The organism is Halopenitus persicus (assembly GCF_002355635.1).
GTDB lineage: Archaea > Halobacteriota > Halobacteria > Halobacteriales > Haloferacaceae > Halopenitus > Halopenitus persicus_A.
Map to the genome: position 1 here is coordinate 2737424 of NZ_AP017558.1, position 12719 is coordinate 2750142.

General features: G+C 67.8%; 11 protein-coding genes. 5 read left to right on the forward strand and 6 right to left on the reverse strand.

The features are described 5' to 3' along the window. Nucleotides 1-81: 81 nt before the first annotated feature. The 5 genes from ilvN (at nt 82) to CPZ00_RS13300 (ending at nt 5040) form a co-directional block, all read left to right on the forward strand. A complete protein-coding gene (gene ilvN / locus CPZ00_RS13280) occupies nt 82-747 on the forward strand; it encodes an acetolactate synthase small subunit (RefSeq protein WP_233255184.1) in 666 nt (221 codons plus the stop codon). A gap of 67 nt (nt 748-814) precedes the next feature. After that, nucleotides 815-1867 carry a ketol-acid reductoisomerase gene (ilvC, locus tag CPZ00_RS13285; protein WP_096391320.1) on the forward strand — a complete coding sequence of 351 codons (1053 nt, stop codon included), beginning with the start codon at nt 815-817 and terminating at the stop codon, nt 1865-1867. A gap of 39 nt (nt 1868-1906) precedes the next feature. After that, the gene (leuC, locus tag CPZ00_RS13290) at nt 1907-3328 is read left to right on the forward strand and encodes a 3-isopropylmalate dehydratase large subunit (RefSeq protein WP_096391321.1); all 1422 of its coding nucleotides are present in this window, start codon (nt 1907-1909) and stop codon (nt 3326-3328) included. Beyond that, nucleotides 3325-4029: a 3-isopropylmalate dehydratase small subunit gene (gene leuD / locus CPZ00_RS13295; RefSeq protein ID WP_096391322.1), complete on the forward strand. Its 705-nt coding sequence runs from the start codon at nt 3325-3327 to the stop codon at nt 4027-4029. Before leuC ends, leuD begins: the two co-directional genes overlap by 4 nt. Beyond that, nucleotides 4030-5040 (forward strand): isocitrate/isopropylmalate dehydrogenase family protein, encoded by a 1011-nt coding sequence (locus CPZ00_RS13300; RefSeq protein ID WP_096391323.1) that lies wholly within the window; start codon nt 4030-4032, stop codon nt 5038-5040. A 70-nt stretch (nt 5041-5110) separates the two neighbouring features. Here the strand turns inward: CPZ00_RS13300 and CPZ00_RS13305 are convergent, their stop codons facing one another. The 6 genes from CPZ00_RS13305 to CPZ00_RS13330 all read right to left on the reverse strand — a co-directional run bounded on the left by CPZ00_RS13305 (nt 5111) and on the right by CPZ00_RS13330 (nt 12670). Next, on the reverse strand, nt 5111-7603 hold the full coding sequence (locus tag CPZ00_RS13305) for a DUF2309 domain-containing protein (RefSeq protein WP_096391324.1): 2493 nt from the start codon (nt 7601-7603) through the stop codon (nt 5111-5113). Continuing rightward, complete coding sequence (locus CPZ00_RS13310; protein ID WP_096391325.1) at nt 7593-9080, reverse strand: proton-conducting transporter transmembrane domain-containing protein; 1488 nt, start codon at nt 9078-9080, stop codon at nt 7593-7595. Before CPZ00_RS13310 ends, CPZ00_RS13305 begins: the two co-directional genes overlap by 11 nt. A 217-nt stretch (nt 9081-9297) precedes the next feature. Beyond that, nucleotides 9298-9777 (reverse strand): Lrp/AsnC family transcriptional regulator, encoded by a 480-nt coding sequence (locus CPZ00_RS13315; protein WP_096391326.1) that lies wholly within the window; start codon nt 9775-9777, stop codon nt 9298-9300. 94 nt (nt 9778-9871) lie between these two features. Further along, complete coding sequence (locus CPZ00_RS13320; protein ID WP_096391327.1) at nt 9872-10294, reverse strand: desampylase; 423 nt, start codon at nt 10292-10294, stop codon at nt 9872-9874. 53 nt (nt 10295-10347) lie between these two features. Further along, on the reverse strand, nt 10348-11580 hold the full coding sequence (locus CPZ00_RS13325; RefSeq protein WP_096391328.1) for an ABC transporter substrate-binding protein: 1233 nt from the start codon (nt 11578-11580) through the stop codon (nt 10348-10350). Between the two features lie 103 nt (nt 11581-11683). Beyond that, nucleotides 11684-12670, reverse strand: coding sequence for an ABC transporter ATP-binding protein (locus tag CPZ00_RS13330; protein WP_233255096.1), 987 nt, complete (start codon nt 12668-12670; stop codon nt 11684-11686). Nucleotides 12671-12719 lie beyond the last annotated feature (49 nt).

Below are 12719 nucleotides of genomic sequence, written 5' to 3' on the forward strand. Positions count from 1 at the left end.
GCCGACGACCCAACCCCGAACAAGCCGGATCCCGGCTCGACGCACCGGGACACCCGCGGAAAGAACGCGGACCGGTCCGGAATGCCCGGCCCGGCGCCCGACGAGCGCCCCCATCCGGAGGGACGGCGCAACAGTCAGGGGATCCGCATCGATCCCGCCGTCGAGGCGGAACACGAGCCGCGGCGGGCGACGATCTCCGCGCTCGTCGAGGACGAGCCCGGCGTGCTCTCGCGCGTCTCCGGGCTCGTCTCCCGCCGACAGTTCAACATCGAGAGCCTGACGGTCGGCCCGACCACGGTCGCGGGCCACTCCCGGATCACGATGGTGGTCGAGGAGTCCGACCCGGGGATCGACCAGATCGAGAAACAGCTGGCGAAGCTCAAGCCCGTCATCTCCGTGGGCGAGCTTCACGACGACGCGGTCTCCGCGGAGCTGGTCCTGCTGAAGGTCCGTGGCGACGAGCCGGACAAGGTCCACGCGATCACGGAGATGTACGACGGCCAGACGCTCGACGCCGGGCCGCGGACGATCACCGTCCAGCTGACGGGCGACGAGCAGAAGATCGACGACGCGATCGACGCCTTCGAGCAGTTCGGCATCATCGAGATCGCCCGGACGGGCCAGACCGCCCTCTCCCGGGGCGACACGCAGACGGTTCCGGGCGAGGAGCCCGGCACCTCCGGCGAACCGACCACCCACGCCACGGGCACGGGGGAAACGACACAACAACCCTATCGCGATCCGTAACGAGCGGATCGGGACGACGACGATCCGTAACCATAACCACCCAGGACGACTGCGATACACACACACAATGACGAACGACACACCATTCGACTCGAACGTATATTACGAGGACGACGCCGACACGACCCACATCCTCGAGAAGACCGTCGCCGTGCTCGGCTACGGCTCCCAGGGCCACGCACACGCGCAGAACCTCGCGGAGAGCGGGGTCGACGTGGTCGTCGGCCTGCGGGAGGACTCCTCCTCCCGGTCCGCCGCCGAGGCGGACGGACTCACCGTCGAGACGCCGGCGGACGCGGTCGCGCAGGCGGACGTCGTTTCGGTGCTCGTCCCGGACACGGTCCAGCCCGACGTCTACGAGAACGCGATCAAGCCCAACCTCGATCCCGGCGACACGCTCCAGTTCGCCCACGGGTTCAACATCCACTACAATCAGATCCGTCCGCCCGAGGACGTCGACGTAACGATGGTCGCACCGAAGTCGCCGGGACACCTGGTCCGCCGGAACTACGAGAACGACGAGGGCACGCCCGGCCTGCTGGCGGTCTACCAGGACACGACGGGAACGGCCACCGATGAGGCGCTCGCGTATGCGGCCGCTATCGGCTGTGCGCGCGCCGGCGTCGTCGAGACGACGTTCCGCGAGGAGACCGAAACCGACCTCTTCGGCGAACAGGCGGTCCTCTGTGGCGGCGTCACGTCGCTGGTGAAACAGGCCTACGAGACGCTCGTGGAGGCGGGCTACTCGCCGGAGATGGCCTACTTCGAATGTCTCAACGAGATGAAGCTCATCGTCGACCTGATGTACGAGGGCGGGCTCGGCGAGATGTGGGACTCCGTCTCCGACACCGCCGAGTACGGCGGGCTCACCCAGGGCGACGTCGTCGTCGACGAGCACGCCCGCGAGAACATGGAGCAGGTCCTCGAGCAGGTCCAGGACGGGACCTTCGCCCGCGAGTGGATCGCGGAGAACCAGGCCGGTCGCCCCTCTTACACCCAGCTGCGCGAGGCCGAGCGCACCCACGAGATCGAGCAGGTCGGCGAGGAGCTGCGCGCGCTGTTCGCGTGGGCCGAGGAGGAGACCGACGAGGAGACGGAGGCAGTGACCGCTGATGCCTGAACGGACGACCGATCGACGTCACGGGGAGGTGACTGCCGTATGAGCGAGGGCACGCTCTACGACGAGGTCTGGGACCGCCACAAGGTGACGGAGCTGCCGACCGGACAGGACCAGCTGTTCGTCGGTCTCCACCTCATCCACGAGGTGACGAGCCCACAGGCGTTCGGAATGCTGCAGGAACGCGATCAGGAGGTCGCCTTCCCCGAGCGCACGCACGCGACCGTCGACCACATCGTGCCGACCGGCGACCGCGACCGCCCCTTCGCCGACGACGCGGCGGAGACCATGATGGCGGAGCTCGAGGAGAACGTCCGCGGCGCGGGCATCGAATTCTCTGACCCCGACTCGGGGAACCAGGGGATCGTCCACGTCATCGGCCCCGAGCAGGGACTCACCCAGCCCGGCATGACGATCGTCTGCGGGGACTCCCACACCTCGACGCACGGCGCCTTCGGCGCGCTGGCGTTCGGGATCGGGACCTCACAGATCCGGGACGTTCTCGCGACCGGCTGCGTCGCGATGGAGAAACAGAAGGTGCGAAAGATCGAGGTCACCGGCGAGCTCGGCGATCACGTCACCGCCAAGGACGTCATCCTGACTATCATCCGACAGCTCGGCACCGACGGCGGCGTCGGCTACGTCTACGAGTACGCCGGCGAGGCCATCGAGGACCTCGGGATGGAGGGCCGGATGTCGATCTGCAACATGTCGATCGAGGGCGGCGCACGCGCCGGCTACGTCAATCCGGACGAGACCACCTACGAGTGGCTGCGCGAGACGGATGCCTTCGCGGATGACCCCGAACGGTTCGCGGAGCTCACGTCCTACTGGGAGTCGATCGCCAGCGACGACGACGCCGAGTACGACGACGTCGTCACGATCGACGGCTCCGCGATCGAACCCACCGTCACGTGGGGAACGACCCCCGGACAGGGCGTCGGCGTCACCGAGCCGATCCCTGCCCCCGAGGACCTGCCGGCGGACAAGCAGGACACCGCTCGCCGCGCCCAGGAACACATGGGCGTCGAGCCGGGCGAGACGATGGAGGGCTACGAGATCGACGTCGCCTTCCTCGGATCGTGCACGAACGCCCGCCTGAAGGACCTGCGGGAGGCGGCCGCGTTCGTCGCGGGTCGCGAGGTCGACGAGGACGTCCGCGCGATGGTCGTTCCCGGCAGCCAGCGCGTCCAGCGAGCCGCCGAGGCCGAGGGCCTCGACGAGGTCTTCACCGAGGCCGGCTTCGAGTGGCGCGAGCCCGGCTGCTCGATGTGTCTCGGGATGAACGACGACCAGCTGCAGGGCGACGAGGCCAGCGCCTCCTCCTCGAACCGCAACTTCGTCGGCCGGCAGGGATCGAAGGACGGTCGGACGGTCCTGATGAGCCCGACGATGGTCGCGGCGGCGGCGGTGACCGGCGCGGTCACCGACGTCCGCGAGATGGAGGAGGTGGTGTCGGTATGAGCGGATCCGACGCCGGGATCGACCACGAAAGCTTCGCCGACGGCGAGGCACCCGCCGAGAAGGTGACCGCGGTGTCCGGAACCGGCATTCCGGTTCGGGGCAACGACATCGACACCGACCAGATCATCCCGGCCCGATTCATGAAGGTCGTCACCTTCGACGGGCTGGGCCAGTTCGCCTTCTTCGACCAGCGGTTCGACGACGAGGACAACGAGAAGGACCACCCCTTCAACGAACAGCGGTATCAGGGCGCGAACGTGCTGGTCGTCAACGCCAACTTCGGCTGCGGCTCCTCGCGCGAGCACGCCCCGCAGGCGCTGATGCGCTGGGGGATCGACGCGATCGTCGGCGAGTCGTTCGCGGAGATCTTCGCGGGCAACTGTCTCGCGCTCGGCATCCCGACGGTGACCGCCGACCGGGAGTCCATCGAGGCGCTCCAGGACTACGTCGAGGCGAACCCCGACGCGGACGTCGACATCGACGTGGCCGCGGAGACGATCACCTACGACGACACCGTGATCGACGCGACCGTCAACGACGCCCAGCGGAAGGCGCTCGTCGAGGGCGTCTGGGACACGACGGCGCTGATGGGCGCGAACGCGAGCGCGGTCCGCGAGACCGCGCGATCGCTGCCGTACGTGCCCGAGGAGGACGTCCCCGCGACCGACGGGGGACGCGACGCCGCGGCGGGGGACGACTGAATGAGCGAGGAGATCGTCGTCATCGAGGGCGACGGGATCGGACGGGAGGTTATCCCGGCGGCCGTCGAGGTGCTCGACGCGATCGCCGAGAGCGACGCGTCCGTCGACCCCTTCGAGTACGTCGCGGCCGACGCGGGCGACGCCGTGGCGGCGGAGACCGGCGAGGCGCTCCCCGACGAGACCTACGAGCTGGCCGCGAACGCGGACGCGACGCTGTTCGGTGCCGCCGGCGAGACCGCGGCGGACGTCATCCTCCCGCTTCGGGAGGCCGTCGGGTCGTTCGTGAACGTGCGTCCGGCGCGCGCGTATCCCGGCGTGGACGCCGTGCGGCCGGAGACCGACGTGGTCTTTCTCCGCGAGAACACCGAGGGCGTCTACGCGGGCCACGAGGACAGACTCTCGGATGACCTCTCGACGCTCACGCGCGTGGTGACGAGCTCTGGGTCGCGGCGACTGGCCGAGTACGCCTGTGAGTTCGTCGCCGACGGCCGCGGCCCGGACCACCGCGACGGGTTCACCGTCGCGCACAAGGCCAACGTGATGCGCGAGACCGACGGCCGCTTCCGCGAGGAGGTCCTCGCGGTCGCCGACGAGCACGGGATCGAGGCCGACGAGGAGCTGATGGACGCGTTCGCGACCAAGCTCCCGCTCGACCCGAGCCAGTACGGGGTCGTCGTCTGCCCGAACCTCGCGGGCGACGTGCTCTCGGATCTGGCCGCCGGACTGGTCGGCGGGCTCGGCCTGCTTCCGTCGGCGAACGTCGGGGCCGACAACGGCCTCTTCGAGCCGGTCCACGGCAGCGCGCCCGACATCGCCGGCGAGGGGGTCGCAAACCCGACCGCCGCGATCCTCTCGGCCGCGATGTTGCTCGACCACCTCGGCTACGGCGCCGCCGCGGACCGGGTCCGTGACGCCGTCGAGTCCGTTCTCGCCGACGGGCCCCGAACGGGCGACCTCGGCGGGTCGGCCACCACCGCCGAGATGACCGACGCGATCGTCGATCGGCTGTAACCGGTCGACGGCGACGCGGTCTCCGTTCGTTCGTGACGCTCGCCGGCTAGTCGTTCGTGACGCTCGCCGGCTAGTCGTCCGCGACGGCCGGGGCGGCGGGTTCCTTCCGAGGCGCTTCCGCCGCAGTCGACCGCGGTAGCCACTTCAGTTTCTCCTCGTAGTGGAACGCACGGTGGTTCCGCGTCGGGTCGACGACCGTCAGCGAGAGCCAGTCGTTGTCCAGCAGCTCGGTCAGTTTCTCGTGGTCGGACAGGACGTCCGTGACGCGCTCGACCGGCGCGTGGACGACCGTCGAGAGGCGGAGCGGCTGGTGGCGCGGTTCGTCGTCGGCAGCCAGCAGCGACTGCAGCGGGAGGCCGGTCATCAGGTCGCCGCCGTTGCCCTGGTGGACCCCGACGTTCCCGACCGGGTTCTGGGTTATCTTCGATCCGCTCCCGTGGACCGCGTTGTCGACCGTCGAAAAGTAGTACTGGGCGTTGATCCACTGGGTGACGACGAGCGGCCCCGTGAAGATCGCTTCGAGCGCCTCGCCGTCGGGATCGGTCGACCAGTCGTACGAGTGGAGGAACGCGCGGCCATCGAGATCGACGTCGCTCGTCAGCTCGCGGGGACCGATGACGAAGCCGGCGTTGCCGGCCAGTCCCCACTCCGGACGCGTCTCGGCCCAGTCGGCGGCGCGGCGTTCCGTCTCGCGGATGGCCGGCGAATCGTCGACGCCCATCGCCTCGGCGCGCTCGGCGGCCGCGTTCTCGCGTGCGGCCGCGAGGTCCGCACGTAACCGGTCGAGGTCGTCGGCGTGGCTCTCGGGGACGTCGCCGTCGTACAGTTCGACCTCGTCGGTCGTCGTGTTGTGTTGTCCGGCGAGGAAGACGGTGTCGTCCGGGATCTCGTAGCCACGGTCACGGAGTTCGGTTCTGACGGCATCGTCGTTACAGATCTTCGCGAGGACGCGAGCGTTCGGACCGCCCGGGTTGCCGGCACAGGCACCGCAATCCAAGCTCGCGTCATAGGGATTGTTGGTCGTCTCACTGGCGTGGCCCGTGAAGACGACGAGGCGACCGAACCGCTCCCAGCCCATCAACTCGAAGGCGTCGACGGCGTACTCGACTTGCTCCGCGGTGGTCAGCCCCACCGGTAGATCGCTGGCGTCGGTGGTGACGTCGGTGGTGGCGTCCCCGTTGTGGATCAGCGGCTCACAGAACTCGTGGGCGTCGGGCACCGCCCCGGCGGCCGCGTCGAACAGGTCGCGGACGCGTCCGGGGATGAGCGTCCGAGCCGCAAGCGAGAGGCCGTAGCCGCTGCCGGCGGTCTCGACGTAGCCGTAGGCGGTGGCGGCGTTGGCCTCCAGCGTCTCGACGACTTCGTCGGCGACCGCACGGACGCTCGACCGGCGGTCGTGCCGTGCCCGCGTGTCGTGGTCGGCCGGCAGGTCGACGACGTGGTGTTGCGGTTCGACGATCGGCGGACAGGAATCGACCGCCACGTCGGCGTCGTATCCCCGGTACTCCATCGGGATGCCGAAGAAGCCGGCGTAGCCGTGGGTTTCGTAGTCGCCAGCCGCCTCGACGTGACGGCGGATGATCTCCGAACGGGTGTCGATACAGAAGACCAGCTGGGCGTCCGGGCGGTCCGCGGTCCCGTCGCCGGCCGCCGATCCGTTCTCACGGTCGTTCATCGACCGGCTCTCCTCGGCGACAGTCTCGACGAGGGCGGTGCGGTAGGTCGCTTCCCACGCCCGGAGGAACGCCCGAGCGAGTTCGTCGGCCGGGTTCACGCCGGCGTCGGCGCTGGAGGGCTCGACGTCGGCTCCGACGGCATCCAGCAGTGCCAGACGCGCGGCGAGGTACCCCTCCAGCGAGATCGGTGCCGCCGACTGCCACACGCCCTCGTCCGCGGCGCGCTGCTTGATGAATCCGGTCCAGCCCGGAAGCGCGGCCAGCTGCTCCGCGAAGATCGCGTCCCACCGGTGGGTCGGGACCGACTGCAGGACCGTCTCGATGGTCTCGATCGGCGTGTCGGGCAGGTCGGCGACGACTCCCTCCTCGGGAATCTCTCCGTCGTGGGGGGCCATTCCACGGAAGGCGGTGTAGAACCCCGCTTCGCGGTTCGGCATCGACCAGTGGGCGATCCCCTCGTCGAGGAAGGCCGACAGCCACTTCGTCAGCACCCGGTCGACGTGGTCCGTGGCGGCATCCGGGTCGTCCGTTCCGGCGTCAGTCGCCGTGGCGTCGGCGTCGTTGACGTTGGCTGCCCGCGCGTCGGTCGCGTCGGCCAGCAGATCGAGCAGCGTCTCGGGGTCGTCCTCGTAGCCCGCCTCGGCGAGTTCCGTTTCGAGCCGCTCCCGGTCTATCCGGCCGCGTTTCAGCGCCGCTTCGAACGTCTCGGCGCTGGGGTACCCACGGCCGCCCAGCAGAGCCCGTGACTGCTCGACCGCCTCGCCGAACGGCCGGTCCTCGAACCCGGCGAGAGGGTTAGCCGTCACGAACGAGTGAATGGGCCAGCTGGATCCGACGGTCGTCGCCGCGTCGTCGATGCGGTCGCGGATGGTTGACTCAGTACTCATTGTAGTCCTCCGTGGACGTCAGCAGGGTGTCCCCCGCCGGTTGGGTCGCGTTCAGCAACGTCACGTAGAGACGCCGGCTGTGTTCGTGGACGCCGGTCTCGATGGCGAGGTAGATGCCGACGAAGCCGACGGCGATGATCCCGTGGATCAGGGTCAACTCGGTCGTCGCGGTGCCGACCGCCAGGAGTCCCGAGACGCCCTCGTAGACCACGGCATAGATGACGATCGCCGGGAAGAAGACCATCGGGACTGCCCCGTAGCGGGCCGTGATCGGAAGCGAGGTGTGCTGGATCGCGCTCCGGGCCGCGTGGAGCGTGGTGAAGACCACGAAGACGGTCAACAGGAGGCCGCTGTCGACGCTTGTCCCCTTCCCCGTCAGCAGCATAAACACCACTCCGCCGGCGAGGCCAGTCAGCAGCGCCACGACGACGCCGACCACGCTCGTCGTGCGTCCCACCGTGTGCTCGGTGGTCTCGGTCGGTCCGGCGCGTTCGACCCGATCGCCCGAGCTGAGGAACTGGTAGGCCTTGTAGAAGCCGTGCAGGATGAGGTGGGTGATGGCGGCCCCGAAGAAGCCGAGGCCGACCTGCATGATCATGAAGCCCATCTGTCCGATCGTCGAACAGCCGAGCTTGCCCTTGACGTTCGTCTGGACCGACTTCAGGAGCTTCCCGCCGATGGCGCTGGCACCGCCGACGGCGACCACCGCGAGCATGAGCGTGGGATCGACCGTGATGACCGGGGCGAAGCGGGTCAGCAGAATGCCGCCCGCGTTGACGAATCCGGCGTGCATCAGCGCCGACGCCGGGGTGGGTGCGGTCATCGAGGAGAGCAGCCAGGTGTGAAACGGGATCAGGGCGGACTGGATCATCGCCGCGAGCACGAGCGCGACGGCGGCGACCAGCCACGCCGGGCCGCCGAGCGTGTCGGCGGCCGCGCCGATGCCGGAAACCGTCGTCGCGCCGGTCGCCCACCACAGCGCCGTCAGCGCGACGCCGAGGAGCGCGCTGCTTGCGAGGAAGCGCGTGCGGGCGACCGTCGCGGCCGCCCGTGCCTGCTCCCAGCCGCTGATGGTCCCGATCAGGGCCGCCATCAGCAGCCCCATCGCGAGCCACAGGAGCCCGAACAGGGCGAGATGGTCGGCCGCGACCAACCCCATTACGGCCACGGTGAAGCCGGACGCGGTGAGGAAGAACTTCGTTTTGTGGGTGCTCCCGGCCAGATATCGACGCGAGTAGCTGTGGACGATGCCGCTGAAGAAGGTGACCACGGCCCACATCAACACGGTCAGTCCGTCGATGGCGATCACGCCGGGAATCCCCCAACCGCCACCGCCGTTGGCTCGGATGATGAGGGCGGCGATGCTCGCGACGAACAGCGACCACACGAGCCACGTTACTACAACGGGGACGGACGACGATTCCGCCGTCGCGTCCGGGAGCGCTCCGACCGTCGACTTCGAACTGTTTCCTGACATCGTTCAATCCATCCTCCGACCCGTTCCGGCGGCCGAGCCGACCTCGGCGTCCGTTTTTGGTCGTCTCTACTCCGATAGAGAACGGACTGGCCATTAAATCTGTTCATATTCACAGATAGTTCGAAAGTCCTGAATTATAGAACGTTATGGTTATCAGCTCGTATGGCGATCGTCTTTCGGCTCCGCGGAGGAACGGGACGGTTCACGGGAGATCACCTCACGGATCGGCTTCCGTCTCGGGTTCGAACTTCCCGAAGGGCGTCGTCTCGTGGGTTCGCACGAGGACCTCGTCGGCAACGGTGAGGCCCATATCCAGGAGTTTCTGCGCGACGGGCGTGATGTCGTCGTCCGACTCGCCAACGGCGGTGACGAGGAGGTTCTGTTCGCCGGTGACCAACTCCTGGACCGATATGACGCCGTCGATTGCCAGGATTTCGGGGATGAGGTCGCCGCGCTCGGGTATCGACGCGGTGCAGTAGAGCAGCATTCGGAGCGGATAGCCCGATCGCTGATAGTCGACGCTGGCGCTGTATCCTTTGATCACGCCGTCGGATTCGAGCCGCTGGATTCGTTTGCGGACGGTGCTGTCCGAGGTGTCGGTCCGTTCCGCGATGTCTCCGGACGACGTGTTTCGGGCGTCCTCCTGTAAGGCATACAGGATCGCCCTGTCCACGTCGTCGATCTCCCCGTCAGCCATACCAGTGTGTCCGCGACAAAGGTACTTTATTCGTGCGTTGCTCGGCCCTTTTATAAAGAACGAGGTGAATACCCGCGCCTTTAGGCGCGGGATGTCAATGCTGATCCGCGACGGCGACCGTCTCCTGCTCGAACGCATCATCCGCGTCCCGCCACCGCCACGACCCGACGAACGGGTAGCCGTCGAGCGCACAGATCACGTACGAGTGATCGGGCCACGTCGCACGCTCGGCGTCGGTCTCGCTGGGCACGGTCGGCCCGGTCGGGTGGGAGTGGTAGAACCCGACGAGGTCCAGCCCGTCCGCCTCGATCGCCTCCATGACCTCGAACTGCGTTTCGGGATCGATACGGTACCGGCTCCGCGGCGTCTCCGCCGCGTTCTCCGTCCCGTAGACGTCCGTCACGACGCTGTGCTCTGCGCCGTGAGTCCCTGCCAGCACGCCGCACACCTCTCGGTCCCCGCCCTCGTCCGCGTGGTGGACGACTTCGTCGTACGTCCCGCGGGTGAACTCGATCACGAACTGCGGTAGTGAGCGCGTCGTGTTAACGGTTGGTGGTCAAGGCGGACCGATCACTCGGCGGTGCCGTTGACGATGTCCGCAACGCGCTGCCGGTCGAACAGCTCCTCGTCGACCCCGTAGGTCTGGCTGGCCGCCCGCTCGGTCACCACGAGGTTCGTTATCGGGCCCTGGTAGAGCGGTCCGCCGCGATGGACCGCCCCGTTCTCGACGGCGGTGAGGCTGCTCGCGACGGGATGGTCCTCCATAAACGCGACCACCGTGTCCTGAAACTCCGCCGCGGTCTTGTCTTCGTTGCCCCGAAGCAACAGCATATCGGGGTCGACGTCGAGCAGCGTCTCGTAGTCGATCCGGCTCCGGTCGCTGTGGAAGTCCCGGACGTCCGTCGTCGCGAACGCGTCCTCGACGCCGAGGTCGCGCCACTGTTTGAAGCTCGTCCCCTCGTCGATGAGGTACGGCGAGAACGCGGTGGGCTCGTCGATCGGCTGGGGCCACATGATGGCGACCGACGGTCGGTCGTCGGCCGGCGGGACGATCTCCGCCACGCGCTCCTGAAACTCCTCGTGAAGCGTCTCGAAGGCCTCATATCGCTCCCGGCGCTGGAACACCGCGGCGAGCTTCTCGAACGCCTCGTACAGCGAGAGGTAGTCGTAATCGTGCCACCCGTAGCCGCGGGAGAAGATGCTGTTTCCGAAGAACGGCGTCCCCGTGGACGTGATCCGATCGATGTCCTCCTGGCTCCAGTTTTTCGTCCGTCCGACCAGGAAGTTCGGATCCATCACGAACATGTCGACGTCCTCGCTCAGCGCGAGGAACTCCTCGACGGACAGTTCGCTTTCCCACAGCGACGTCATATCGCTGGCGTCAACGCTCACGCCCGGGATCTCGTCGTAGTAGTGCGTGTGGTATCGCGACGCGAGGTAGACCGCTTCCGGTGGCGCCTGCCCGAGCGCGATCCCCATATCCGCCCAGCTGCCGTTGTTGGCGGCCCACGTCTCGGGAACCGCCGCGAACTCGACCTCGCCGACCGGGGGCATCGACACCGTGTACGGTTCTCCCTCCGGAGCGTCGGTTCGGGCGTCAGTCTCGGTTCGGGCGTCAGTCTCGGTTCGGGCGTCGGTCGCCGTCGCGTCCGCTCCGCCGTCGTCCGTTTCGCCTCCCGTCGGTCCCGACTCGGCATCACCGAGGCAGCCGGCAAACAATCCGCTCCCGGCGATCGCCCCGCCGTACTTCAGGACGTCCCTGCGCGTCGATTCCGTGTTGGACGCGGCATCATTCCGTTCCATATTTTTAGGCCAACCTAAAAACTTATAACCATTACTGTTCGCGGCGACTCCCCGTCGAGCGGACACTCGATGATGTGTTCGCACGTCCCGAACCGACGCATCGTCACGGCGAGTCGTCGTGCAATGGCCCCTCCATCGTCACCGTCGGTCCGTTCCTCCCTGCTTCGACCGTCGCCTCGATCCGAAACACGTCCGCGAGCAGCGCCTCGGTCACGACCTCCGAGGGGGAGCCGCGCGCCTGTATCGCACCGTCCCGGAGGGCGATCACGTGGTCGGCGTATCTGGCGGCCTGTTCGATGTCGTGTAGCACGAGCACGACGGTCACGTCGCTTTCGTCGTGGAGCGTTTCGACGATTTCCATCACCTCCAGCTGGTGATGCGGGTCGAGAAACGTCGTCGGCTCGTCCAAAAGCAGGATGTCCGTCTCCTGTGCAAGAACCATCGCGATCCACGCCAGCTGCCGTTGTCCGCCGCTCAAACTCCCGAGATCCCGCGTCCGCAGGTGAGCGATGCCCGCCAACTCCATCGCACGGTTCACGGCAGCCTGGTCCTCCTTCGTGACCGTCTCGAAGAACCCGCGGTGTGGATACCGACCGTGATAGACGAGGTCCTCGACGGTCATCCCGTTCGGCGACGTGCTCTCCTGTGAGAGCAGTCCCAGGTTCCTCGCCAGTTCCTTGGGTTCGAGGGAGTGGACGTCGCTTCCGTCGACGAGCACCGACCCGGCGTCCACGTCGAGCTGGTTCGCGAGCGTCTTCAGGAGCGTGCTCTTGCCCGAGCCGTTCGGTCCGATGAGCGCCGTCACCGATCCCGGCTCGATCTCGACCGTTTCGCCCTCGATGACCGGCGACGCCGTGTCGGGATAGCCGACGACGAGATCCTCCCCGACGAGTTCGCCCCCCGCGTTCCCGCGGCCGTCGCTCTTTCGTCCGTCGGTCGTGACGTCGCTCGACGCTCCCCCGTTCCGGCGGCCGGGATCGACGGACGTCGACCGGCTCGTGCGCACCGATTCCGGGATCACCGTTCGCACCGCTTCCGGGATCACCATTCGCACCGCTTCCGGGATCACCGTTCGCACCGCTTCAGGCACCAGGGCTCGTACCGCTTCCGCGACCGACGTCGGTAACGTGTGTCCCGCC

Coding starts and splice junctions, on each gene's coding strand:
- ilvN (WP_233255184.1), top strand. CDS start 82: ATGCCCGGCCCGGCGCCCGACGAGCGCCCCCATCCGGAGGGACGGCGC.
- ilvC (WP_096391320.1), top strand. CDS start 815: ATGACGAACGACACACCATTCGACTCGAACGTATATTACGAGGACGAC.
- leuC (WP_096391321.1), top strand. CDS start 1,907: ATGAGCGAGGGCACGCTCTACGACGAGGTCTGGGACCGCCACAAGGTG.
- leuD (WP_096391322.1), top strand. CDS start 3,325: ATGAGCGGATCCGACGCCGGGATCGACCACGAAAGCTTCGCCGACGGC.
- CPZ00_RS13300 (WP_096391323.1), top strand. CDS start 4,030: ATGAGCGAGGAGATCGTCGTCATCGAGGGCGACGGGATCGGACGGGAG.
- CPZ00_RS13305 (WP_096391324.1), bottom strand. CDS start 7,603: ATGAGTACTGAGTCAACCATCCGCGACCGCATCGACGACGCGGCGACG.
- CPZ00_RS13310 (WP_096391325.1), bottom strand. CDS start 9,080: ATGTCAGGAAACAGTTCGAAGTCGACGGTCGGAGCGCTCCCGGACGCG.
- CPZ00_RS13315 (WP_096391326.1), bottom strand. CDS start 9,777: ATGGCTGACGGGGAGATCGACGACGTGGACAGGGCGATCCTGTATGCC.
- CPZ00_RS13325 (WP_096391328.1), bottom strand. CDS start 11,580: ATGGAACGGAATGATGCCGCGTCCAACACGGAATCGACGCGCAGGGAC.